This window comes from Bacillus sp. NTK071 (assembly GCF_017303315.1).
GTDB lineage: Bacteria > Bacillota > Bacilli > Bacillales > Guptibacillaceae > Guptibacillus.
In genome coordinates this window covers 556,510-582,519 of record NZ_JAFKOI010000002.1, presented here as the reverse complement: position 1 = coordinate 582,519, position 26,010 = coordinate 556,510, and the positions used below count along the sequence as shown (strand labels likewise).

The 26,010-nt window shown below is 39.1% G+C and carries 23 protein-coding genes and 1 riboswitch; of the genes, 22 read left to right on the top strand and 1 reads right to left on the bottom strand.

The window, feature by feature from the left end; translation table 11 throughout:
- Window positions 1-69: 69 nt before the first annotated feature.
- From zapA to JI666_RS07180, 21 genes are all read left to right on the top strand, one after another.
- Entirely contained in the window at window positions 70-330 is a 261-nt protein-coding gene (gene zapA / locus JI666_RS07280) for a cell division protein ZapA (protein WP_206890217.1), read from the top strand.
- 6 nt (window positions 331-336) lie between these two features.
- A complete protein-coding gene (locus JI666_RS07275; RefSeq protein WP_206890215.1) occupies window positions 337-879 on the top strand; it encodes a CvpA family protein in 543 nt (180 codons plus the stop codon).
- Window positions 880-1,253: 374 nt separating this feature from the next.
- On the top strand, window positions 1,254-2,969 hold the full coding sequence (polX, locus tag JI666_RS07270) for a DNA polymerase/3'-5' exonuclease PolX (protein ID WP_206890214.1): 1,716 nt from the start codon (window positions 1,254-1,256) through the stop codon (window positions 2,967-2,969).
- A gap of 30 nt (window positions 2,970-2,999) precedes the next feature.
- A complete protein-coding gene (locus JI666_RS07265; RefSeq protein WP_206890213.1) occupies window positions 3,000-5,345 on the top strand; it encodes an endonuclease MutS2 in 2,346 nt (781 codons plus the stop codon).
- Between the two features lie 17 nt (window positions 5,346-5,362).
- A complete protein-coding gene (locus JI666_RS07260; RefSeq protein ID WP_206890211.1) occupies window positions 5,363-5,770 on the top strand; it encodes a DUF350 domain-containing protein in 408 nt (135 codons plus the stop codon).
- A 414-nt stretch (window positions 5,771-6,184) separates the two neighbouring features.
- Entirely contained in the window at window positions 6,185-7,879 is a 1,695-nt protein-coding gene (locus tag JI666_RS07255) for an AMP-binding protein (protein ID WP_206890209.1), read from the top strand.
- Window positions 7,880-8,111: 232 nt separating this feature from the next.
- Window positions 8,112-8,705 (top strand): fatty acid metabolism transcriptional regulator FadR, encoded by a 594-nt coding sequence (gene fadR / locus JI666_RS07250; RefSeq protein ID WP_240688100.1) that lies wholly within the window; start codon window positions 8,112-8,114, stop codon window positions 8,703-8,705.
- Window positions 8,706-8,754: 49 nt separating this feature from the next.
- Entirely contained in the window at window positions 8,755-9,528 is a 774-nt protein-coding gene (locus tag JI666_RS07245; RefSeq protein WP_206890207.1) for an enoyl-CoA hydratase, read from the top strand.
- A gap of 29 nt (window positions 9,529-9,557) precedes the next feature.
- Window positions 9,558-10,328 (top strand): electron transfer flavoprotein subunit beta/FixA family protein, encoded by a 771-nt coding sequence (locus JI666_RS07240; protein ID WP_206890205.1) that lies wholly within the window; start codon window positions 9,558-9,560, stop codon window positions 10,326-10,328.
- A 12-nt stretch (window positions 10,329-10,340) separates the two neighbouring features.
- The gene (locus JI666_RS07235; protein WP_206890204.1) at window positions 10,341-11,318 is read left to right on the top strand and encodes an electron transfer flavoprotein subunit alpha/FixB family protein; all 978 of its coding nucleotides are present in this window, start codon (window positions 10,341-10,343) and stop codon (window positions 11,316-11,318) included.
- 445 nt (window positions 11,319-11,763) lie between these two features.
- Entirely contained in the window at window positions 11,764-12,075 is a 312-nt protein-coding gene (gene trxA, locus JI666_RS07230; RefSeq protein ID WP_136947760.1) for a thioredoxin, read from the top strand.
- A gap of 152 nt (window positions 12,076-12,227) precedes the next feature.
- On the top strand, window positions 12,228-13,433 hold the full coding sequence (locus JI666_RS07225; protein ID WP_206890203.1) for a hypothetical protein: 1,206 nt from the start codon (window positions 12,228-12,230) through the stop codon (window positions 13,431-13,433).
- Between the two features lie 75 nt (window positions 13,434-13,508).
- Window positions 13,509-14,450, top strand: coding sequence for an NAD-dependent epimerase/dehydratase family protein (locus tag JI666_RS07220; RefSeq protein ID WP_206890202.1), 942 nt, complete (start codon window positions 13,509-13,511; stop codon window positions 14,448-14,450).
- Window positions 14,426-15,370: a lysylphosphatidylglycerol synthase transmembrane domain-containing protein gene (locus tag JI666_RS07215; RefSeq protein WP_206890200.1), complete on the top strand. Its 945-nt coding sequence runs from the start codon at window positions 14,426-14,428 to the stop codon at window positions 15,368-15,370. The genes JI666_RS07220 and JI666_RS07215 overlap by 25 nt, the downstream gene beginning before the upstream one ends.
- Window positions 15,367-16,827, top strand: coding sequence for an alkaline phosphatase family protein (locus tag JI666_RS07210; protein WP_206890198.1), 1,461 nt, complete (start codon window positions 15,367-15,369; stop codon window positions 16,825-16,827). Before JI666_RS07215 ends, JI666_RS07210 begins: the two co-directional genes overlap by 4 nt.
- Complete coding sequence (locus tag JI666_RS07205) at window positions 16,827-17,600, top strand: glycosyltransferase family 2 protein (RefSeq protein ID WP_206890197.1); 774 nt, start codon at window positions 16,827-16,829, stop codon at window positions 17,598-17,600. Before JI666_RS07210 ends, JI666_RS07205 begins: the two co-directional genes overlap by 1 nt.
- A gap of 64 nt (window positions 17,601-17,664) precedes the next feature.
- Entirely contained in the window at window positions 17,665-18,429 is a 765-nt protein-coding gene (locus JI666_RS07200) for a hypothetical protein (protein ID WP_206890195.1), read from the top strand.
- Window positions 18,430-18,457: 28 nt separating this feature from the next.
- The gene (locus JI666_RS07195) at window positions 18,458-19,396 is read left to right on the top strand and encodes an FTR1 family iron permease (protein WP_206890192.1); all 939 of its coding nucleotides are present in this window, start codon (window positions 18,458-18,460) and stop codon (window positions 19,394-19,396) included.
- A gap of 76 nt (window positions 19,397-19,472) precedes the next feature.
- Window positions 19,473-20,969: a glycosyltransferase family 39 protein gene (locus tag JI666_RS07190; protein ID WP_206890189.1), complete on the top strand. Its 1,497-nt coding sequence runs from the start codon at window positions 19,473-19,475 to the stop codon at window positions 20,967-20,969.
- Window positions 20,970-21,045: 76 nt separating this feature from the next.
- On the top strand, window positions 21,046-22,827 hold the full coding sequence (gene uvrC / locus JI666_RS07185) for an excinuclease ABC subunit UvrC (protein WP_206890187.1): 1,782 nt from the start codon (window positions 21,046-21,048) through the stop codon (window positions 22,825-22,827).
- A 79-nt stretch (window positions 22,828-22,906) separates the two neighbouring features.
- Window positions 22,907-23,095: riboswitch (Lysine riboswitch) on the top strand.
- Window positions 23,096-23,339: 244 nt separating this feature from the next.
- A complete protein-coding gene (locus tag JI666_RS07180; protein WP_206890185.1) occupies window positions 23,340-24,575 on the top strand; it encodes an aspartate kinase in 1,236 nt (411 codons plus the stop codon).
- Between the two features lie 33 nt (window positions 24,576-24,608).
- Here JI666_RS07180 and JI666_RS07175 read toward each other — a convergent pair whose 3' ends face one another.
- A complete protein-coding gene (locus tag JI666_RS07175; RefSeq protein WP_206890182.1) occupies window positions 24,609-25,052 on the bottom strand; it encodes a YslB family protein in 444 nt (147 codons plus the stop codon).
- Window positions 25,053-25,355: 303 nt separating this feature from the next.
- On the opposite strand from JI666_RS07175, the gene JI666_RS07170 reads away from it, so the two are divergent.
- Window positions 25,356-25,964 (top strand): succinate dehydrogenase cytochrome b558 subunit, encoded by a 609-nt coding sequence (locus JI666_RS07170; RefSeq protein WP_206890180.1) that lies wholly within the window; start codon window positions 25,356-25,358, stop codon window positions 25,962-25,964.
- Window positions 25,965-26,010 lie beyond the last annotated feature (46 nt).

Sequence of the window (26,010 nt, the reverse complement as noted above, 5' to 3'; positions counted from 1 at the left end):
ATTTCAATACCACAATAATCATGCTATGATATACGTTAGGATTCTCTCTCATGATAGGAGGCTTATTGGGTGACAGACAGTCATGGAAAAATACGTACAACCGTGGAAATATATGGAGAACAATATACGATCGTCGGCGATAAAAGTCATCAACATATTCGTGAAGTCTCAAATTTAGTCGATGAGAAGATGAGTGAGATTAAAGGATTAAATCCATATTTAGATACAAAGCGTCTCGCTGTATTAACAGCAGTAAATATAGTAAATGAATACGTTATGATTAAAAAAGAACTTGAAGAAATGAAGAAAAAACTGAGAGAAGAGGAATAACGTAAGATGGTTGATCTAATTCTTTTGATTATACTGGTTGGAGGTTTCCTTGTAGGACTTCGAAGAGGACTAATTCTACAGGTTGTCCATTTAACCGGATTTATTGTCTCGTTTATTGTAGCTTATATGTACTTTAAAGATCTTGCTCCGCATCTAAAACTTTGGATCCCATATCCATCTTTTGGTAACGAAGCAGCATCAACAGCCATGGTTTTTGATGCTATTAATCTTGAAGCTACATATTATAGTGGAATTGCATTTGCACTTCTGTTTTTTGGTACAAAAATCATTATGCAAATAATTGGGTCCATGCTTGATTTTCTTGCGGATCTTCCAATTTTGAGAACTATGAATGGTTGGCTTGGTGGTGTACTTGGGTTCGTAGAAGTGTATATTGTCGTATTTCTGTTTCTATTTATTGCTGCCCTTGTTCCAAATGAAACGGTGCAAACCGCCATATCGAATTCAATTCTTGCAGAGAGTATTGTGAAGCACACTCCTGTGCTGACAGAACAAATTAAAGATCTCTGGAGTACGCATGTAGCATAACCCTTCGCATAGAAGGGTTATTTGTTTGTTATAAGCTCTTTTCTAAAGGCTCTTTTCATAGAAAATATTGCTATAAGAGAGGTTAATTTCCGCTCCAGGATGCTCGCTTTCCGCGGGGCGGGCGGTGAGCCTCCTTCCGCTTCAATTAGCGAAGTGTGGCTCTTATACAAAAATTTTTTTGAAAGCAACAATCTGTTAGTAAAGAGACTTTCTAACAGATTGAGTGGAAAACTGCACTTAGCAAATTGGCCACTACTTTTAAGCAACAAAGTTTACAATAACAGCTTTATAATAAATAAGATTAAATAATTGGATTTAGCTGTAAATATGGATACGATAGAGGTAATGATTTCATTAAGAAGGGTGAGAAGACAATGAATAAAAAGAACGTCATTCAATACCTTGAAGAGATTGCAGTGTACATGGAACTAAAAGGCGAGAACCCTTTTAAAATATCAGCATTTCGTAAAGCTGCTCGTGCTCTAGAAACAGATGATCGAAGCATGGATCAAATCGAAGATCCTGCTGAACTAACAGGCATAGGTAAAGGAACCGCAGCTGTTATAAATGAGATTATAGAAAACGGAGAATCTGAAACACTTGAGTCTTTAAAGAAAGAAGTGCCAGAAGGACTTGTTCCACTACTTAAATTGCCCGGCCTTGGTGGTAAAAAGCTTGCCAAACTATATAAGGAGCTCGGAGTTGTAGATCTAGCTTCACTTAAAAAAGCATGCGAAGCAGAGCAGATTCAGGAACTTCCAGGCTTCGGTAAGAAAAGTGAAGAAAAGATACTCGCCGCGATTGAGGAAGTTGGGAAAAGACCAGATCGTCTATCGATTGCATACATGCTCCCGCTTGCTGAGAAGATTGAGAAGCAATTGAATGAGATTGAGAGTATCGAAAAATTTGCAAGGGCAGGTAGCCTTCGAAGAGTTCGTGAAACGATTAAAGACCTTGATTTTATTATTTCGACTACAACAGCTGCAGACGTTTCAGAGAAGTTGCTAGAGCTTCACGGCATTTCTAAAATTGTCGTAAAAGGGGAAACGAAGATTACGCTAGAATTAGACGATGAGTATGGCGTATCAGTTGATTTTCGAATAGTAAAACCCGAAGAATTTGCAACAACTCTCCACCATTTTACAGGTTCAAAAGCACACAATGTAAAGATGAGGCAGATTGCGAAAAAGCATGGTGAGAGAATTAGTGAATACGGAGTTGAATCCTTAGAAAATGGAGAAGTTCTAACCTTTAAGAATGAGGAAGACTTCTATCTCCATTTTGGTCTTTCTTTTATTCCACCAGAAATCCGTGAAGATAATGGAGAGATTGAAGAAGCACAGGAAAAGAATTTGGAGCTAGTCCAATTAGAGGACATTAAAGGTGACCTGCATATGCACTCTACTTGGAGTGACGGGGCTTATACAATAGAAGAGATGGCCGAGCGCGCAAGAGAAAAAGGTTACTCTTATATCGCAATAACCGATCATTCACAGTACTTGAAGGTAGCGAATGGATTGACTGCAGAGAGACTACGCGAACAAAGAATGGAAATCAATCGCTTAAATAAAAAATGGACTGATTTCAAGGTTTTTGCAGGTGTCGAGATGGATATATTACCGGATGGTACCCTGGATTATGATGACAAGCTACTTGCTGAGATGGATTTTGTTATTGCGTCGATTCACTCATCATTCACTCAAGATGAAGATACAATCATGAGACGTCTTGAAACAGCGCTACGGAGTCATCACGTCGATTTAATTGCCCATCCATCTGGAAGACTTCTTGGCAGAAGAAAAGGCTATGCACTTAATCATGAAAAGTTAATCCAACTTGCAAAAGAAACGAATACGGCCCTTGAGTTAAATGCCAATCCAAATCGATTGGATCTTGCTGCCGAATGGCTTCGTAAAGCACAGGATGAAGAGGTTAAAATAATGATTAATACAGATGCCCATCACATGGACATGCTTGAACATATGGAAATTGGCGTAGCTGCTGGACGAAGAGGTTGGCTACGAAAAGAGAGCGTCTTAAACACATACACGGTGGAAGAACTTGAAACATTCTTTAACCGTCATCGTTAACTAAATCATAGCTTCTAGGAGGAACGACCATTGCAAAAAAGAGTGTTGCGACTACTCGAATACGACAAAGTTAAAGAACGACTCAGTAAACATGTATCGTCTTCATTAGGAAAGCAAAAAGTGGAACAGCTAGTTCCGTTGTTCTCCCTTACAGATGTGAAGCATCAGCTAGATGGAACTGAAGAAGGAAGAAAAGTGATCCGTCTTCGTGGTCAGGCACCATTAGGCGGAATTCGAGATATACGTCAGAGTGTTAAGAGAGCCGAAATAGGTGGAATGCTTAACCCATCTGAGTTATTGGATATTTCAAGTACGATATATGGAGGAAGACGATTCAAAACATTCCTCGAGAATATGATTGAAGATGGAGTAGAGCTTCCGCTTCTTGGAGATCTTGTAAGTCAAATTATGCATGAAACAGAGCTCGAACAGGAAATTAATGCATGCATTGATCAGGATGGAGACTTACTGGATTCAGCAAGCGATGATTTACGTCGTCTACGAACACAGTTAAGAAGCTTTGAGTCTCGTGTAAGAGAAAAGCTTGAGAGTTTAATTCGATCATCAAGCACGAGAAAAATGCTTTCAGATGCTCTAATTACAATTCGAAATGAGCGATATGTTATCCCTGTAAAGCAAGAATACCGCGGTTCATTTGGAGGTATGGTTCATGATCAATCATCCTCAGGAGCGACGTTGTTTATTGAGCCGCAATCGGTTGTATCCATCAACAATCAACTGAAAGAAGTGAAAGTGAAGGAAAAGCTTGAAATTGAGCGTATTCTAACTGAATTGACTGGACGTGTTGCAGAGTCTTCAGAAACGTTACGTCATAACGTCGATACGCTTGCGGACATCGACTTTATTTTCGCGCGAGCTTTATATGCGAATGAGCTGAAGGCAACCCATCCATCAATGAATGATGAAGGTGAACTTGAAATTAGAAATGGTCGACATCCACTTCTTCCTCAGGATGAAGTCGTACCGTCTTCTCTTTATCTTGGACGTGATTATTCATCACTTGTTATTACAGGTCCAAATACAGGAGGGAAAACTGTTACACTTAAGACAGCTGGTCTTTTAACCCTTATGGCACAGTCGGGTTTACATATTCCAGCTGATGAGGGCTCTACGATGTCCGTTTTCCAACAAATATTTGCTGATATTGGCGATGAACAGTCGATTGAACAAAGTTTAAGTACATTCTCTTCTCACATGACGAATATCGTTACGATTCTAGAGAACATTGATCACAAAAGTCTTGTCCTGTTTGATGAGCTTGGTGCTGGTACGGATCCTCAAGAAGGTGCAGCGCTTGCCATCTCAATCCTTGACTATGTCTATAATCGTGGTTCTAGAGTCATTGCCACTACTCACTACAGTGAATTAAAGGCATATGCGTATAATCGTGAAGGGGTTATGAATGCTAGTGTAGAATTTGATGTGGAGACCCTTCGTCCCACTTATCGTCTATTAATTGGTGTTCCTGGCCGAAGTAATGCATTTGAAATTTCAAGACGCCTCGGTTTAATGGATGATATCATTGATGATGCACGATCACAGATCTCAAGTGAAAGCAACAAAGTAGATCGAATGATCTCTTCCTTAGAAGATAGCCAAAAGCAAGCCGAGTTAGATCGACAGAGTGCATCGGATCTCCGAAAAGAAGCTGAATCACTGAAAAAGGATTTGGAAACTCAGTTAGAGAAATTCGAAAAGCAACGTGAACGAATGTTTGAAGAAGCAGAGCAGAAGGCTGCTGAAGAAGTTGAGAAAGCACAGGAGCAGGCTAAAAGGATTATTCATGACTTACGTACTTTCCAAAAAGGATCTGTTAAAGAACATCAGTTAATTGATGCACAGAAACAGCTCGAGGATGCGAAGCCTGAACTGCGAAGCGAAAAGCCTGCACAAAAGAAAGCAAAAGTTAGATCCTACCAACCTGGCGATGAAGTTAAAGTAATTAGCTTCAATCAAAAGGGACATATTGTCGAACAAGTCGGAAAGAACGAATACCAGGTTCAACTTGGTATTATGAAAATGAACGTGAAATCAAATGATCTTGAAGCGATTAAGTCAAAACCAGTTGTTGAACGTAAGCCTCTAGTAACTGTTAGGGGTAGCGATAGCAGAGTAAAGACAGAGCTTGATTTGAGAGGAAAAAGATACGAAGATGCTCAAATGGAAGTAGAACGTTATATAGACGATGCGCTTCTTGCGGGGTATAGTCAGGTTTCCATTATTCATGGTAAAGGTACTGGTGCGCTTAGAAAAGGTGTTCATGAATGGTTGAAACGTCACTCCCGTGTGAAAAACCTTCGTATGGGCGGAATGAATGAAGGTGGCGGTGGAGTAACCGTTGTGGAACTGAAGTAGAGAAAGGAATTATCATAATGGATCAATTATGGGAGAGTGTAGCATTTCAGACTGCCGCTAATTATAGTGTTGTCATTGTTTGTATGATTGTTTTTCTCGCGGTCTTTGAATTTGTCACATCCTATCGTAACTGGGAGGAAATCCAAAAAGGGAATCTTGCTGTAGCAATGGCGACCGGAGGTAAGATATTCGGAATAGCCAATATCTTTCGTTTTTCAATTGAACACAATGATTCGCTTGTTACGATGATGGGCTGGGGTGTATTCGGTTTTTTTCTTTTATTAATTGGATACTTTACCTTTGAATTTCTAACACCTAAATTTAAGATTGATAAAGAAATTACAGCTGACAATCGAGCGGTAGGTTTTATCTCGATGGTGATATCGATTGGCCTGTCTTTCGTTATTGGAGCAGGGATTTCATAAGAGGAGCAAGTTATGGAGACGTTATGGAAAGTTCTTATAGTCGTATCTGGGGTGTTCTTTATTGCCGGTATTGTCTATTTAATTTATTTTGTATAAGAGGGGAAGAAACAGGCGAATTGCCTGTTTCTTTTTCATTTGCTAAGGCTATTCTATAAAAGATTGTTGCTTGAAACAAATATTTTTAAAACCAAACTTCATGATTGGAGCGGAACCACTCATATAGCAACAATGTTTACGAAAAGGCCCTTTGCTAAAGAAAGATAAGAGTGACGCTCGTCTACCTTTTCCGACTTTAATTGCCAATGTATTCAAAAAAATCAAAAAAAGATAGGATATTTTAAGCGTTTTCATTATAATTATCTTATAGAGAGAATTATTGGTTTGGAAGGAGTCGAAAAGGGAGGTTGACGATATATGACGAACAACGTTGAAAAAGAGTGGTTTAACTATTATCAAGAAGGGGTTCCTACCTCAATTGAATACGAGAATAAACCACTTCAGGCTTATTTAATTGATGCTGCTACAAAGCATCCTAACAAAACAGCAGTCCATTTCCTAGGGAAAGAGCTAACGTTTCAAGAACTACTTAGTCGAGCAAAGCGGCTAGCAAATTCATTACGAGAGAATGGGCTTGTAAAGGGTGAGCGTGTTTCAATTATGCTTCCCAATTGTCCACAAGCAGTCATAAGTTATTATGCTGTACTTATGGCAGGAGGAGTAGTTGTTCAAACGAATCCTCTTTATATGGAAAGAGAACTTGAGCATCAGCTTACTGATTCAGAAGCGAATATGATGATTTGTCTTGATCTTGTTCTACCAAAAGTACTGAAAGTAAAGAGTAAGACAATGCTCCAGCACATCGTTGTAACAAAGATTCAGGACTACTTACCATTTCCTAAAAACCTTCTTTTTCCGCTTATTCAAAAGCAAAAGAAGCAAGGACTTCTTGTTGAAATGCCATCTACAGAAGAAATTCATACATTCAAAAACTGGGTAGCAAATGGTAGTGAGGATGACATTGAAATGGAGATCAACCCGAAAGAAGATCTTGCCCTTCTTCAATATACCGGCGGAACAACAGGTCTTGCAAAAGGGGTTATGCTCACCCATTTCAATCTTGTAGTTAATACGATGCAATGTAAAAACTGGATTCCTGATGCGAAGTACGGTGAGGAAAGCGTAATGGGTATTCTGCCGTTCTTCCATGTTTACGGTATGACATGTGTGATGAACCTTTCGATTATGTATGCTGCCAAAATGATTATCCTTCCTAAGTTTGAACCAAAAGATACGTTAAAGGCTATCCAGAAGCAGAGACCTACACTATTTCCAGGGGCACCAACCATCTACATTTCATTGTTAAATGAACCTGATTTTGATCAATACGATTTATCATCAATTAAAGCATGTATAAGCGGTTCGGCTCCCCTTCCGATTGAAGTACAACAAAAGTTTCAAGAGAAAATTACGGGGAGACTTGTAGAAGGGTATGGCTTAACAGAATCCTCTCCTGTAACACACTCGAACCCTCTATCTGGAGGGACAGTAGTTGGAAGTATAGGTCTCCCTTGGCCAGACACAGATGCTAAAATTGTGTCACCACTAGGAGAAGAAGCAGATCTTAAAGAAATTGGAGAGCTGATTGTAAAAGGACCTCAAGTTATGAAAGGGTATTGGAATAAACCTGATGAGACAGATGCGGTGTTAAAAGATGGATGGCTTTATACAGGTGACATGGCATACCGTGATGAAAAAGGTTATTTCTATGTGGTCGATCGTAAGAAAGATATGATTATTGCTGGTGGCTATAATATATATCCACGTGAAGTGGAAGAAGTGTTGTATGAACACCCAGCAGTACAAGAAGCTGTTGTTATAGGCATTCCAGATGCTTATAGGGGTGAAACGGTTAAGGCATTTGTCGTTCTGAAGCAGAACGAAAATACAACTGAAGAAGAAATGAATCAACATTGTCGTAAACTCCTTGCTGCCTATAAAGTGCCCCGACTTTATGAATTTCGAGAGGAACTCCCGAAAACAACGGTCGGAAAGATTCTCCGTCGTGTTCTAGTGGATGAAGAAAAAGTGAAAAAGGACCAATCGCTGTAGCGATTGGTTTTCTTTATAAATTCAAAAAATAATAATTAATATTCTGGAAAGATTCGCACATTTCTGCTTATTGTGGTATGATTACTTTGTGAAAAATCTCCTGATTCCAAACGAGCGCTCGCTCAGAAATCTTATGTTGACAGTAGATGGACTGTATCGCTACAATAAGATTATGAATGAATGCTCATTCATTTTAGGTGAGCGACGGATAAAGAATAAAGGAGAAAATACTATGGTTGAAAAGGGGAAGAAAAGGGGACCAAAGTACGATAAAATCATAGATGCAGCGGTAGTTGTCATTGCACAAAATGGTTATCATCAAGCACAGGTTTCTAAGATTGCTAGAGAAGCAGGAGTTGCGGATGGTACAATTTATCTTTACTTTAAGAACAAAGAAGATCTTCTAATCTCACTGTTCCAGAAAAAAATGGGTAGCTTTATCGACAAAACAGAAGAGCAAATCGCTCGCAAAGACAACGCAATGGATAAGCTGTTTACGCTAATTGATATGCATTTTAAACACCTTGGTTCAGATTATGAGCTTGCTATCGTTACGCAACTAGAACTCAGACAAACTAACAAAGCGCTTCGTGCTCAAATCGGCGAGGTACTTAAGAAATACCTCACCCTTGTTGATCATATTCTCGATGAAGGTATTAAATCAGGTTTGTTTATAGAGGAGTTAGACATTCGACTAGCTAGACAAATGATTTTTGGCACGTTGGATGAAACTGTAACGAACTGGGTAATGAAAGATCACAAATTCGAACTAGAGGCACTCGCAAAGCCGCTTCATAATTTATTGATAAACGGCTTGAGTAAATAAAAAGATGTCCCGGCTTAGACCGGGGCCAATATGTGAAAGGAGTGGAGAAGTGGAATTTATTAGACTGACGAATGAAAACAAGGTTGCACATGTAACATTAAATCGCCCGCCAGCTAATGCTGTGGCATCAGATGTATTAAAAGAACTGTCCGAAGTTCTTAGCAATATTGAAGAAGATCCTGAGACAAAAGTTGTCCTTATTTCAGGGGAAGGTAAGTTTTTCTCAGCTGGAGCTGATATTAAGGAATTTACTACAGTTAGTAGTGAAGAGGGATTTGCAGAGTTAGGCGGTTTTGGACAGCAGTTATTTGATAAAATGGAAGCGTTCCCAAAACCGATCGTAGCAGCTATTCATGGCGCTGCGCTTGGAGGAGGTTTGGAGCTTGCGATGGCCTGTCACATTCGACTAGTTACTGAAAAGGCCAAACTTGGACTTCCTGAGCTTCAACTCGGTCTGGTTCCTGGATTTGCAGGAACTCAAAGACTACCAGCACTTGTTGGGAAAGCGAAAGCAACTGAAATGCTTTTAACAAGTGAGCCAATTACAGGCAATGAAGCTGTGGCGCTAGGGCTAGCGAATCAAGTATATAGCGAAGAAGATCTACTTCCAAAAGCTAAGGAACTAGCTGAGAAGATCGCTATGAAGAGTGCTGTAGCAGTTAACTATGCTCTTAAACTTCTAACATATTCTAAATCAGAGCAATTTGATGAAGGTGTTCAAAAGGAAAGAGAGTATTTTGGGAAAGCTTTTGCCTCAGAAGATGGACAGGAAGGTATTCGCGCATTTATTGAGAAACGTAAGCCTCATTTTCAGGATAAATAAAGTGAACTATTTCAGGGAGGGATAAAGATATGAACATTTATGTAATCATGAAAAGAACTTTTGATACTGAGGAAAAAATCGTTATCGAAAACGGGAAAATTAGTGAAGAAGGTGTTGAATTCATTATCAACCCTTATGATGAATATGCCATTGAAGAGGCTATTCAACTTCGTGATGACCACGGGGGTGAAGTAACAGTTGTTAGTATCGGTGATGAAGATGTAGAAAAAGAGCTTAGAACAGCCCTTGCAATGGGAGCTGATAAAGCCGTTCTTATCAATAATGAAGATATTGATGATAGTGATCAATACACAACTACAGCCCTTCTTGCAGCATACTTCGATGATAAGGAATTCGATATTATTCTAGGAGGAAACGTATCCAACGATAACAGCACTGGGCAAGTTGGACCACGTCTTGCTGAGAAACTTGGAATCGCTTACGTAACCACAATTACTAAACTTGATATTGATGGAACAACGGCTACAATGGAGCGAGACGTTGAAGGGGACATGGAGGTTGTAGAAGCACAACTTCCATTACTAGTGACGGCTCAACAGGGACTTAACGAGCCACGCTATCCTTCACTTCCGGGAATTATGAAGGCAAAGAAAAAGCCATTGGAAGAGATCGATTATGATGATCTTGATGTAGAAGATGATGAAATCGAAGCAAAAACAGAAACCATTGAGCGTTATCTTCCGCCGAAAAAGGAAGCAGGTAAGGTTCTCGAAGGTGAGTTAGGTGACCAAGTAGAAGAACTAGTGAAACTACTTCGCCAGGAAGCGAAAGTTATATAGGAGGGGACAATTATGGCTAAAAAAGTACTCGTATTTGCAGAAGCTCGTGATAATGAATTACGTAACGTATCGTTTGAGGCGATTGGTGCAGGGAAAGAAATCGCAGCTGGCGGTGAAGTCATTGCAGTAGTAGTGGGAGAAAATGTAAGTTCTTTAACAGATCCTCTTTTCCATTATGGAGCAGATCGTGTCATTAAAGTAGAAGATGAGAAGCTTAAAAACTATACGAGTGATGGGTATGGACAAGCTTTCTTACAAATCGTTGATTCCGTTGATCCTGATGCTATTTTAATGCCGCACACTTCTATAGGGAAAGACTTAGCTCCTCGACTGGCAAGTAAGCTTGATGCAGGTCTTGTATCAGATGCTACAGGCATTGAACTTGACGGAGAAGAAGTCATCTTTACTCGTCCGATCTATTCAGGTAAAGCTTTCGAAAAGAAAAAAGTTAAAGAAGGCATTATTCTTGCAACGATTCGACCGAACAATATTGCTGCACTTGAAATAGATGAGACTCGTTCAGGTGAGGTTTTTGAAGAAAGTGTAAACATTAAAGACCTACGTACGATTGTGAAAGAAGTTGTTCGCAAATCAACTTCAGGTGTGGATCTTTCTGAAGCAAAAGTTATTGTGGCTGGTGGCCGTGGTGTTAAGAGTGAGGAAGGGTTTGAACCTCTTCAGGAGCTAGCAGATCTTCTAGGGGCAGCAGTAGGAGCTTCTCGTGGTGCATGTGATGCCGATTACTGTGATTATTCCCTTCAGATTGGACAAACAGGTAAAGTTGTAACGCCAGATCTTTACATTGCATGCGGTATTTCCGGTGCAATTCAGCACTTAGCTGGTATGTCTAATTCGAAAGTAATTGTTGCGATCAATAAAGATCCTGAAGCAAGCATCTTCAGTGTTGCTGATTATGGCATTGTAGGCGATCTTTTCGAAGTCGTACCATTGCTTACAGCAGAATTTAAGAAAGTACTTCAAACAAACTAAGATGAAAGCGAGCTATATAGCTCGCTTTTTCTTATGAGTCGTAGAAGTTTCTGAAAGATTGTTTTTTATTGAATAAATATTTTATTAAAGGCTCTTTTCTAAATGATAGTTGTTTTAAAGGATTTTCCTATAGAGAACAACACTGCTTAGTTGATTGGAGCGGAAATCAACTACTACTCTTATCACATAGCAACAAAGTTTACGAAAACAGACATTTTAAAAGAAGATCTTCCAGAAAAGTTTAGATTATTATATCCTGACTCGTTTTATTAGAAGTAAGATGGGGAACAATGAATGTGAGTCAAAAAAATGGAATCATGTAGAGTATTAATGATATACTCATTTTGTGCCAGTTGATAATTGTCAACCTGGCAGAGCACACTGAGGCAACCGGCCTTAACCTGGTATACTCAAGTGATAAATGTTTTAAGGAGGAAGATATAGAATGGCTATTGTACACGCAACAGATCAAAGTTTCACAGAAGAAACAAGTGAAGGTCTTGTACTAGCAGACTTTTGGGCACCATGGTGTGGCCCTTGTAAAATGATTGCACCAGTTCTTGAAGAGCTTGATGCTGAAATGACTGACGTGAAAGTTGTTAAACTTGACGTTGATGAAAATCAGGAAACAGCAAGCAAGTTCGGTGTAATGAGCATCCCAACGCTTCTAGTATTCAAAAATGGTGAGGTAGTTGACCAAGTTGTTGGCTTCCAACCAAAAGAAGCTCTTGCGCAAACTCTTTCTAAACATCAATAATGGAAGAAATGTAAAAAGCCCTGATCTGTTTATACAGATCAGGGTTTTTTTGTTTAGTTATACTCACTAATAGGTAAACGGTATTGACACTGATAATCGTTCTCGATATAATCGTCATGGATAAATGCCCCTACAAAAAGGAGTTATACATAATGAAAAAGTCTATGATGTTATTCGCTTCCATCACACTAGCAGGTACAGTTCTAGTCGCTTGTGGTAATGATACTGAAAACGCTACAAATACAGAGAACAAATCACAACAAGAAGAAGCTACAAATTCTCAATCTTCAGATCAAAATTCAGAAATGTCAATTGACCAATCGGCAACTGCAAAGCAAGTCGATGCATATAAAGCAATTAACGATGAATTAAATAAGATGAAAGAAGATCAAGAAGTTGATTGGGAACTTGTCGAATCGACTTATACTAGTGACTTGAAAAGCGCAGTGAATGAAATCGATAACGAATTCGACCAATTTATTTCAACGGGTATTCAGGCTGGGAAATCAGGAGAGCTTGATGAGAATGTTGCACGACAGATGATAGATAAAGGCACTCAATCTTATTTCTATCAGAAACAAAAGTCATTGCAGCAAGCGGTAATCGATGCAAAAGACGCTGATAAGAGTGATGAAGCAATGCTTCATTTCAATGAAATTAAGTTACTTGCTGAAGACATCTTTGTTCCAACCGCTGAAAAACGTGATTCTTATTATGAGCTTGCAGGAGAGTCTAGTCTCGTTGAGAACATAAACAGCGGATTGGCTGCACAAGAAGAAGCTCTTACTAGCGAAGAAGGTATGGAAGACTTTGCAGTAGCCAAGCAAATAACGGATAAATCGGTTTATAGAAGTTATTATCTTGCTTCAAATTCTTATGCGGAAAAAATTGAAGAAGCTGTAAATTCAGGCGATTCCGAAGAATTGAAAATTATGCAAACTGAAGCATTAGGATTCTATCAGGCAATTAAAGGTTCACTAGCTGGTGGTGATGAAGAAGCTGCTGCTAAGCTAAGCGAATTATTCGATCTAAGTAATGATTCTGCTTCTATTAAAGCAGACGAAGTTTCCAATTTATTTGTAAAAGCTTTTGTAGGCAAAATCAAAGGATATCATGAAGAAGTTGCTGAAATGGCAGAAGAAGGAAGCGTTAGTGAAGCAAAAGAAGATGCTATGGAAGCTAATGTCTTTTTGAAAGCAATCGAAATGGAAGTATTTGATGCAATCGGCCAAGAGAAAGCAGATGCGCTTTACGCAGATGCAAAAAGTTGGTTTGAAGCAATTGCTGACGATAATGCTGAAGAAGCGAACAAACTAAGTGAGCAAATTTTGTCCGAGTTACAAAGTGTAGTAGAATAATGATAGATCGTAACGGCCGCTATTTGCGGCCGTTTCTCTTGTATAAAGGTTATATGAGGTTTAGGGGTGCACTATATGAACATATTGATTACAGGCGGGGCTGGTTTTATTGGAAGTAGCCTGGCAACGTCACTACTAAAAGCAAAGCATGATGTGTCGATTATCGATCGCTTTTCAACATTCTACCATGTTGAAAGGAAAAAGGAGCAGGTGGATCAAATTAAAAAGATCGGCCCTGTTAAAGTACACGAGTTTGATTTATTAGATGAAGAGAAAACAATAGCTCATTTTAAAGATCACATATATGATGCAGTTATTCATCTGGCTGCTCTACCTGGCGTTCAGCCTTCCTTAACGAATCCTCATGATTATATTGATCAAGATATTAAGGTTACCGTGAACGTGTTGAGAGCTGCTGGAATATCAGGGGTGCCACATGTGTTATTTGGTTCTTCTTCTTCTGTATACGGAAATCAAGATGGTCCGTTATCGGAATCCAAAGCCAATGGCAAAGTAAAGTCGCCCTATGCAGCTGCAAAAGCGGGAGCAGAATCATTTTGTCATGCCTATCAGTCACTTTATGGGTTCAAATTAACAATCCTTCGTTTCTTTACAGTGTATGGTCCTTGGGGGAGACCTGATATGGCCATCCCTCTCTTTCTAACTAAACTTCTAAAAGGTGAGCCAATCACTATATACGGCCGTCATCAGTCCAGAGATTTTACATACATAGATGATATTGTAAACGGTATATCTCTAGCACTTAATCAAACAGGTCAGTCTGAGATTTATAATCTTGGTTCTGGAAAACCGGTTCGCCTTGAAGATTTAATTCGTTTATTAATGAACTATTTTCCTGATGCCAATGTGCTGGATGAAACGTTTCGTGCTGGTGATGTGAGACATACGTGGAGTAACATCGAAAAGGCTGAGGGAGATCTTGGGTATGTTCCTGAAATAGGATTTGAGGAAGGGTTGCGGAGAACAGTCGAATGGGCAAAAAAATACCACAACTAGTTAAGTGGACTGTAGGTTTGCTTCTAGTCATTCTGTTTATTATTCTTCTATTCAATAAGTTTAGTTTATCTGTTGTAATATCTTTCAGCCTTAGCTTACTTGATCATCCCTTGTGGCTTCTCATCATGATTGTTGGGTATACAGCCTCTTTCTTGTTGCGTGGCTGGTGCTGGCAACTGCTTGTTGATCACCAGATTAAATTTAGAGTGTACATGTCTGGTATTTTCTACAGCTTGTTTTTTAATCATCTTCTTCCATTTAAAGGTGGCGAAGCAGTTCGGATGGGAGTTCTTGCACAGGAACAACAAGGGAAATGGGGGACTGCCATTCAATCGGTTGTTCTTTTACGCATCGTTGACCTTTTCTGGTTAGGTCTATTTGCCATTGTTGGTGCTGCATTAATTCGAATTAACGTTCATCTACATTTTCTAATTGGATCGGTGTTTGCTTTAGTTGCTTTAGGTCTCCTTGTTATTCTATTTCTTAAAAAAAGTAAGTTTCGATCTTTTACAAGGTCACAGTTGCTCATATTGAGAGACCTCATGACCTCACCATATTTCCCTGTTGTTTTAGTGCTATCGTGTGCTAGTTGGATTGCTGAAGGGGTTGTGGTGTTCGGAGTTGCAAGGCTAACAGAAACCACGTTTACTTATTTAAATGCGATGTGGGTAACGGCATTATCTGTGGGGGCAGGGGTGTTTCAGCTTGCACCAGGAGGATTTGCAACCTATGAGAGTGTGATGAGCTTCTCTCTTAATCAGATCGGTTTTGGATGGGAAGAAGCTCTTTCAATCGCGCTAGTCACACATGCATTTAAGTACCTCTATTCTTTTGCTGCCGGTCTAGTGGCGTATTATCTTTATCCCCTTCAATTTCGTAAGTTGAAGACGTTTCTAAAAAAGAAAGGAGAAACATCATGAAACAAGCATCAGGATTTGAGAAAATAGCAGCGAGGTGCTGGAATCTTCTTAATGAGGGTAAACCATTCACCCCAATCTTTGTAACAGGTACTATTTTGTTATTGTATATAACTCAATGGTCTGAAGTCGAGTTCTGGGGAGCCTTTTTCCTTGGGCTTGGTGCCATTCTTCCCCTTCTTGTTATCTATTACTTATACGATTTTCCACTTTTCTTAAGGAATTATTTATGGATACCGTTAATCGCCTATTTATTACTATTTGATACGTACTCCCTCTCAGCAGCAATGCTTGGAATTGGTTTGTATTTCTTCTTTACCGTTTTCTTCTGGGGTACGTTCTATTATCATCTTCGAATTGGGACAAGCTGGCTTAACTTTACACGATTCTGGAAGTTAGTACTTAAGAATAGTGATTCAACGAGCGGGAATGCTCAAGAACAATTGCCTAAATTCCTATTACTTTTACCAATATGGTCAATGGTCATTAACGCATCAATGGGTACAGGTCCATCATTCGACTGGGCAAATCTTCTATACTTATATGCTGGGATCTGGTTGTTTAGCTTTATTTTGCATCGTAACTTATTTGATTGGAAACCAGAGGTCAAACCCGATTATACGATGGACATACCAGCTACCTTAACAAATGAACGCGTTATGATGATCGTTATTGACGGAATGCGCAAAGAACGTTTTCAAGAGGCGAATACACCTTTCCTCGACTCATTAAAGAAAAATGGGACAGAATACAGTCAGATGGAAACTGTTTATCCAGCACGAACAGTTGTGTGTTTTTCTTCAATGATGACAGGCACATACCCTATTGAACATGGTATTAAATCTAATATGGTCTGGAAGCTTGGAGTAAAGGTAGAGACAATATTTGATTCTCTACGTAAAGTCGGGAAAAGCGGTCGTCTTCTTGGGATTGCTCATCTTGTTGATGCGATGGGTGAAGATGTTGATACAGTAACAGCAGTAATGAACAATGATGTAGCTGATACGAAAATCATGGAAGGTGCACGCCAAATTATGTTGGATAAGAATCCCGATTTCTTCGCAGTACAGTTAATCGGTACCGATCAAACTGGCCACGCTCGAGGTGTGTTGTATGATGATTACATTCAAAAAATTGAAGAAGCAGATAAATTAGTTGAAGAGTATGTAGGATGGCTAGAGCAGCAAGGATTCATGGAGAATACAACATTAATTGTTTGTGCTGACCATGGTCAAGCAGATGGAATTGGTGGACATGGCCACCTTGATGAAGGGGAACGATACGTACCGTTCTTTATGAATGGCCCTTCAATAGCAAAAGGGAAGATTATTGAGGACAAGCATAGCCTTACATCTGTAGCCCCAACTGTTGCTCATCTTTTAGGAGCTCCAATACCATCTCATAGTAGAGGAGCTATTCTTAAAGATGCTTTTCAAGATAGGAAGGAAGAAATGATCTAATGAAACAACATGTAATTGTATTTTTACCTGCCCATAATGAAGAAAATGCGATCGGAGAAGTTATTAAGCAAATTCCTCGTGATTTTCACTCTAGTGTTCATGTGAGTGTACTCGTCATTGATGATGGATCGACTGATCGAACGGTGGAAGTAGCGAAGAATGCTGGCGCAGATTATATTTTTTCTTTTGATACAAACCAAGGGTTAGGTGCAGCTGTTCGTAAAGGTTTATCTTATTCACTAGAACTTGGCGCGGATATTGGTGTCATGCTTGATGCTGATAATGAGTATCCTGCATGGGAACTACCTGAACTGTTAGAGCCATTATTATGTGGCGAAGCTGATTATGTAATGGGTTCACGTTTTAAAGGAACGATTGACGGAATGCGCCTTCATCGTCGATTAGGAAATTATTGTTTTACTTTCTTACAATCTCTTTTATTACAGAAGTGGATCTATGATGGTCAGTCGGGAATGAGGGTGTTCTCGAAACAGGCAATGGAGCATGGTGAAATTATTCATGACTACAACTATGCTCAGGTCCTAACATTAAATCTTGTTAGAAAAGGGTTTAGAGTTAAAGAAGTGCCGATCACGTATCAGGTGCGTTCTACAGGTGAGTCTTATATTAAATTCAAAGCCTATATGACATCGGTTCTACCTGCAATTTTTAAAGAGATAACGCGCCCGGTTAAACAGGTAGAGATCAATGATGAAGCTCATGTCGTAGCCGAAAGATCTATCCCTACATTCGTGGCAGAAAAGTCACAATAATTGCAGATCAGTTATTGACTTAAGTGCTGATAATCATTATCATTATCAATGAGGAGGATTTTCAATGAAAAAACGCATTCTGTCAACGGCATTCATTATCATATTGATCAGTACACTTACAGTGCCTGATCTAGCTCAGGCCTATTCTTATGGTGATCCAACTGAAGAAAAGGTCGCCGAAGCGTATACTGAGATGTCTGCTAAATTAAACGAGTCTCCTCCAAAATACGATGAAGCGAATAAAATATTTGCTTCTGTAAGAGATGAAATACAATTACATATGGGTGAAGATGCTGTTCAAGCCGTTCAAAACGAGCTTGATAACGAGGATAAAGAAGCTATTATAAAAAATATGCAGCAGATTCTTGTTCTCAATATTTCACGTCGACTCGAGGGCGTTGAACAGGATTTTGAAGAGTATGATACAACTAGAAAACTGGTAGGCAAAGCGGATGCAACATACAAAAAGCTTTCACCTGTCGTTAAACAAAAGAATGCAGATCTTGATGAAACAATGAAAGCTGAATTTGAAACACTTCTTAATTCTTTAGGAAACCCTGGTTTATTCGGGGTTGGTGAGAAAGAATCAGATAAAGAACAATATATCAAAAGCAAAGAGATTATCCTTGAAGGATTAAAAGCTCAATTCGATATGACATCTGTTGAAATTGGGCATTTTGGTGAAAGTGCCACAGATGAAGAAGCTGCAAGCAACGGTAAAACTGACTGGACTGACCTTGGTCAATTATCCAATTGGTTACCGATTGTCTTGCTGGTTGTCGTGATTTCGAGCGTAGTAATATATACAAGAAAACGTCGTCGCTCGTAACATTTGTTTGCAGAAAGGGGAAAGCATAATGGAAATTCAGGCATTACTGATTATGTTCAGAGAAGTACTTGAAGCACTTCTCATCATTGGAATCATAACTACGTACATGAAGAGAATGGGACAGTGCCAGTATAATAAATTTGTCTGGCTTGGTGCAGGTCTTGCAGTAGTAGCAAGCGTTGGTGTCGCGATGTTGTTCCAAGTTGTCTTCACAGGGTTCGCTGCAATGGGAAGTGAGATCTACCTGAAGATTTCCATTATGCTAATCTCTGCTGTTCTGCTTACTCAGATGGTTTTCTGGATGGCTTCACATAGTCGAAATCTTAAAGGTAAGACAGAAGGTAAAATGACTCAGTATATTACCACAGGTAATGTGGTTGGAATGGTTATTCATTCATTTCTCGTCGTTCTTCGTGAAGGTGTTGAGACGGTCTTCTTCTTCGCTGCCATTACTGGTGGAGATATTGGCAAAGGATTTCAAGGATGGGGAGCGCTTACAGGAATTGTAATTGCTTCCGCTGTATCCTACTTTTTCTTTAAGGGAACAATGCGTATCCCACTTAAATCTTTCTTTAAAATTACCGGTATCTTCATTGTATTAATTGCAGGTGGATTGTTTGTTCAAGGCATTTCAATGATGCAGGATATTAAAATGATCGGAAGCGTTATGCCTCACGTTTACGATTTAACTTGGTTCATGCCGGAGCATCCGATTGATTATGCTCACTACCTTCGTGATCATGGTGTAGCTCCATTGCTTTCCGGAGATGTAGGCATTTTCTTTAAAGCATTGTTTGGTTATTCTTCTATGCCATCTATTGAAGAAATTGTTGCTTATATCGGATATTTTGCAGTCATTTACCTACTAGTTAATTCGAAAAAAGAACCTGTGAAAGCTAGTGTTAAAGAACCAAAATCATCAGTATTTAAAGCAACAAACAAGATGAATGAATCAGCGGTTAAATAATTGATTAAGTGCAAGGCGAAGCATATCGTCTTGTGCTTTTTCTTTATTATTACGAGTCTGTGAAGGGTGATGAGGGTTGAATCGTTTAAAGAAGCATTTCGTATGGAATAAGTTTTTGATACGTGCACTATGGACTGTTTCCGTAAGCAGTATATTTCTTATCATATGGTGGAGACTCGTCTATGCAATTGATGTGCCGCGTTCATGGGATCAGGTTGACTTCTCTTTAGCATTAAATAGATTTGACCTATTTGCTATGCAGCCACATTTCCCAGGGTATCCTTATTTCATCCTAGGTGGGATGTTTATAAATAAGTGGATTGTAAATCCTGCTCAAGCCCTTTCCATTTGGAATTCTATCTTATTACTTACAACAATTTATCCAGTTTATGCCCTAAGTCGCTCCTATCTCTCAAAGACTAGTAGTGTAGTGGCGGTAGCAATTATTCAATCGATGGTATTTCTAAATGTCATGACAATTCAACCAATGAGTGAAGCATCTGCAGTGGCTATTCTCTGGTGGTATATTTGGGTACTAAATATCGCCTTTCAGCGAACATCAACTGGATTTGTTGTTTTGTCATCTTTATTATTTAGTTTCCTACTAGGCATTCGGCTATCGTACTTGCCGTTTGGCATTGGACTTCTGTTCCTTTTACTATCACGAAGAAAGCAATACAAAATGCGTGAATACCTCTCGTTTTTAGTCATTCAAATTGGTATCGCGTTATTGTTTCAGTTGATTTGGGTGGCTGGCCTTGCTGTATCAGAAGGAGGAGTAGCAGCATTCGTTCAACTAGCACTAGGATTCTCAACTGGTCATTTTCAAGATTGGGGTGGAACTGCGGTATCAGCTTCTTCAACTTTATATGAAAGAGTTCTCGATTTATTCATTCATAATATCATGTGGACTGGTAGTAGCGGTCAGAGCATTTTATTGATAGTTCTATTGGGGTTATTGACACTAGTTGGGGCTAACAACTTATCGAACAAAACAAATATCTCCTACCGATCTCCTTTTGGTTGGGCGTATGTATTGATGTTTATTAGCTATTTACTCTGGGCTTTATTTGCACAAAACATTGATAAACCTAGACATATTCTTCCTCTACCAACGATGATGATGTTTAGTCTTGTTTATCTAGTTTGTATAAATCATAATTTTCTACGTAATAGCGTGATAATTCTTCTGATCGGCATAGTGTTAACACAAACTGTATTGTCATACAACGTTATGAAAGAGGGGACGAAGCCAGCAGCTGTCCATCAACTCATTGACTTTCTAGAAGATATAGAGGAACCGGTTATTGTGTATACATGGGAAGAAACAAGGGTAATGGAATACGTAGATACCGATTTTGAACACGAACAGATCTATACGTACTCTACTTTTCAATCTGATAAAAGTTATTACGAAAACCATCGGATTTTCTTAACAGGGGAAGTTGTAGATGGATTTAAAGAACAAGGCAGTCCCATTGTAAATGCCATTAAGAAAGTGAAAGACTTTCATTCATCCTCCATATATGATCCGGTTTATGACGACATTGTCTTATACGAGTATCGAGAATAAAGAATATGGCGGAAATGTGATACAATGAGAGGCGAACATAGATACGCCTTTAAAGGAAATAGTGAGGTGAGTCAGCATGGAGCAACAACTTAAAAACAAGCTAGCCATCCTTCCTGACCAGCCCGGGTGCTACTTAATGAAAGATCGCCAGGGAACGATTATTTACGTTGGGAAAGCAAAGGTTCTTAAAAATAGAGTGCGTTCTTATTTTAGTGGATCCCATGATGGAAAGACACAGCGTCTAGTGAGTGAAATTCGCGATCTGGAATATATTGTTACATCCACGGATCTTGAAGCACTGATTCTTGAGCTAAATTTAATTAAAAAGCATGACCCTAAATATAATGTCATGTTAAAAGACGATAAAAGCTATCCGTACATTAAAATTACATCTGAAGAGCAACCACGTTTAATTACCACGAGGAAGATAAAGAAAGATAAAGGAAAATATTTTGGTCCATATCCAAATGCATATGCAGCAAGTGCAACAAAGAAGCTGCTGGATCGTCTTTATCCGCTAAGGAAATGTAGAAAAATGCCTGACCGTGTTTGCCTTTATTATCATATTGGTCAGTGTCTTGCACCTTGTGTGAAAGATGTTACCAAAGAACAAAATAAGGAAATGATCGATGGTATTACCCGCTTTTTAAATGGTGGCCATCAAGAGGTCAAGGAGGACATCGAGCGGAAAATGGGTCTTGCCGCTGAAAATATGGATTTCGAGAGAGCAAAAGAGTATCGCGATCTCATGTATCATATTGATAAAGTAATGGAAGTGCAAAAGATTCAATCCAATGATGGAATTGATAGGGATATTTTTGGTTACAGCTACGATAAAGGGTGGATGTGTGTTCAAGTCTTTTTTGTACGTCAGGGAAAGCTTATTGAAAGAGATGTTTCATTGTTTCCATTCTATAATGAGGCGGAAGAGGACTTTTTAACGTACCTTGGACAGTTTTATCTACAAAAAAATCACCCTAAACCAAAAGAATTGCTATTGCCCCAGCAAGTGAATGCAGAGATTGCACAAGAGTTGCTTGATATTCCTGTTCATCAACCGAAGCGTGGCAAGAAAAAAGAACTCGTTGAGCTGACGGTGAAAAATGCTACGATTGCTCTGAATGAGAAATTCTCACTAATTGAGCGTGACGAGAAGAGAACAATTGATGCAGTTGAGAATTTAGGAAATCAACTTGGTATAGATGCCCCGCTCCGAATAGAAGCATTTGATAATTCTAATATACAAGGTACAAATCCTGTATCTGCCATGGTTGTTTTTTTGGATGGCAAACCTAAGAAAAATGAGTATCGGAAATACAAAATTAAAACGGTTGAAGGGCCTAATGACGTCGGATCAATGAAAGAAGTTGTTCGTAGACGATACTCAAGAATGCTCAAAGAGAGTGGACCACTACCAGACTTAATAATTATTGATGGTGGAATTGCTCAGATTCAAGCTGCAAAAGATGTTCTTGAGAATGAACTTGGCCTTGATATACCTGTTTGTTCTTTAACAAAAGATGAGAAACATAAAACGTCTCATTTGCTCATTGGCGATCCTCCTGTTGGTGTCTATTTACCTAGAAACAGTCAAGAATTTTACCTTTTGCAACGAATTCAAGATGAAGTCCATCGTTTTGCGATTACATTCCATCGTCAGCTTCGAGGGAAATCCATGCTTAAGTCAAGTCTTGATGATATACCAGGCATTGGAGAGAAGCGTAAAAAAATGCTTTTAAAACATTTTGGATCAATTAAAAAAATGAAAGAAGCAAGTATAGATGAACTGCAAGAAGCCGGTTTACCTCACAATGTTGCAAAGGAATTACTAGCAAGATTCGAGAATCAAGCGAATTAATTTACTGCAACCTGTTGCGGCTTTGTGCTAAGTCCGTTATAATGAATGAAATTTAATAGTTCCACACTTCGAAAGTTGAAGTGATGGTAGAGGCGCAAAAACCATTAGTAAGCTCACTTAAGAGTGATAAGACTCGTCGACAGGAGCTGAAAGGGGAATTTGCCGAAGTGGAAAGACGCTTATCTGTCTGAAGCTGGATCTGCATTGAATAAATGTAGGGCTGTCATCCAATACCTGCCCTGGAATTGGATGGAGAACTATCTCACAAAGGGACGTTTTCTTGGATTTGTTATGAAAACAACAGTGAGGTTTTTCTCATTGTTGTTTTTTTTATACTTTATTACCTTTTTTATAAAAGAATAAAGTGTAACAAAACAGAGACTTTTGCCAATAAGAATTAGGCGATTATCTCTGTTTATCGAATATCCATATAACTCTTGTTTAGTGAGGCGTGTACTATAAACGCATAAATAGAGTGAGAAACCAGTTACATGAGAGAAAGGATGGAGAGAGTGGGACTACGCGTATTAAAGTTTGGAGGCACATCTGTAGGCGATGTAGAAAAGATTAAAAATGTCTCAAGAAGACTCATTGAGGCAGTGGATGCAGGAGACGAAGTTGTAGCTGTCGTATCTGCTATGGGGAAAACAACCGATGAACTTGTGGGATTAACTAAGGGAATTACAACAAAACCGTCCGCTAGGGAGCTAGACATGCTTCTAACAACTGGTGAGCAAGTGACAACTGCGCTACTTTCAATGGCAATACAAGAAGCAGGATACGATTCGGTATCACTAACTGGCTGGCAGGCTGGAATAAAGACAGAAACGTTTCATGGCAATGCGAGAATACTTGATATCGATGCAAAAAGAATGAACCAGCACCTTGCAGAAGGGAAAATTGTAATCGTTGCAGGATTCCAGGGCCTTACTGATACTAACGATATTGCTACGCTTGGTAGGGGTGGGTCTGACACAACAGCAGTTGCTATTGCTGCAGCTCTTAAGGCAGATCGTTGTGAAATTTATACAGATGTAGATGGTGTTTATACGACCGATCCTCGTTATGTAAAGGCAGCAAGGAAATTGTCTACCATTTCTTATGATGAAATGCTTGAACTAGCCAATCTGGGGGCAGGAGTTCTGCATCCAAGAGCGGTTGAGTTCGCTAAAAATTACAATATATTGCTTGAGGTCCGCTCAAGCTTTACGAATGAACCTGGAACGTTAATTGAGGAGGTAGCATCAATGGAGCAAAATCTAGTCGTCAGGGGTCTGGCATTTGAAAGTAACGTAACAAAAGTAACAATTTCTGGATTACCAAATGAGATTACAACACTACCATCTCTTTTCTCATCACTAGCGTCTAATGGGATTAATGTCGATGTTATTATCCAGAGTACAAGTGAAAAGAATACGACAAGCATTTCATTTTCGATTGAAACTGCCTCTCTTGAGTTAACATTGGATGTCCTACATCGAATTAAAGTTAAACTGCCATATGAGAATATTTTCCATGAGTCTGATTTAGCTAAAGTATCAATTGTAGGATCAGGAATGATCTCAAACCCTGGTGTCGCTGCCCAGATGTTTGAAGTACTGTCTGAACAAGGTATTGAAATTAAGATGGTCAGTACGTCTGAAATTAAAGTCTCGACAATTGTGCCACAAGATAAGATGATTTACGCAATTGAATCACTTCATGATAAATTCCAATTAGACGAAAGAAAGCCAGTTCAACAAGTTTAACGAACAAAAGGGAGACCACATTGGGTCTCCCTTTTATTCTATTTTGTCTTTTGGATCCCATTTAACTGTGAACTGAATCTCATTTTTTTTGTCAGTTTCATAGGCTTCTGTTATACATTTAAGCATGTTTTGATACTGCTCAGATATAAATCCAGCTTCTAGCTGATAACAGGAGATGCGGGTCGTATTCTTTCGTTCAGTAATTAATGGTGATTGGAGCAAGAAGGTGATTTCATTCTTTTTTTCCTGTTGAACTAAGAGCGTGCCCCAACTTGCATTCTTAAAGAAATCCATTATTTCTTCTTTAGAAGAGAGAGGAAATTGTCTTGCCATCTCTTTGCCTGTCCAGTAAAGGACGGCTGGCTGTTCATTCCCTAAAAGCTCAGGAAGAAGAATCTCCCTGAAGAATTCATACCCAAAAGCTGTTGTTTCTACTTCATGACTATAGTCGATCGTGTTTGTACGCTTCTTAAACATAAATTCCTCCTAGCTTGTCTGCTATAATTATAACGTTTAGAAGCGGAATCCTCCATAGCACGATAGATAGAAATTGAAGAAATTAAAGCGCATTCAATTGTGACAAATTGAAGTCTTGTAAAGAGTTTTTGAAAAATCTGAATGTACGCGTTTTCTTGACGGTCCTAAATGATGGGAGTACAATGGTTATGTCACAATTTAATCGACAGAAAGCGATGATTTCTGTGCATGCAAAGACTTCTATTGTAGAAAAATGCACTGACAGATGGTAGCTTAACAACTTAAAAGGGGGACACACAAAACATGGCCGCAAGTCGAGACTTTGTAAGCCGAAAATTGCATTCGCTTCTAGGGGTTATTCCACTCGGACTCTATGTTACGCAACATCTAACTGTAAACTACTTCGCAACAAGAGGGCCAGAGGACTTTAATGCAGCAGCGCATTTCATGGAAAGCCTACCTTATCGTTATCTATTAGAAATTTTCGTTATTTTCTTACCGCTCTTATTCCATGCGATATATGGTGTTTTTATCGCATTTCAATCCAAAAATAACGTAAGTACTTATGGCTATTTACGCAATTGGATGTTTTATTTGCAGCGGATATCTGGTGTGATCGTTCTTATTTTTGTAACATGGCACGTTTGGCAAACTAGAATACAAGCTGCTATGGGAGCCGAAGTTAACTACCAAATGATGGCTGATATTCTATCAAACCCAGGCATGATGATCTTTTACATCGTTGGTGTTGTAGGTACTGTATTCCACTTTGCGAATGGTTTATGGTCATTCTTCGTAAGCTGGGGCTTAACAGTAACACCGAAATCACAACGTGCAATGACATATGTGACAATGATTATTTTCCTTGCACTATCAGTCGTTGGAATTCGCGCATTATTTGCATTCGTATAAGAAACCGAACAGTCTTCACCACCAAGTCTGGATACATAATACTCCA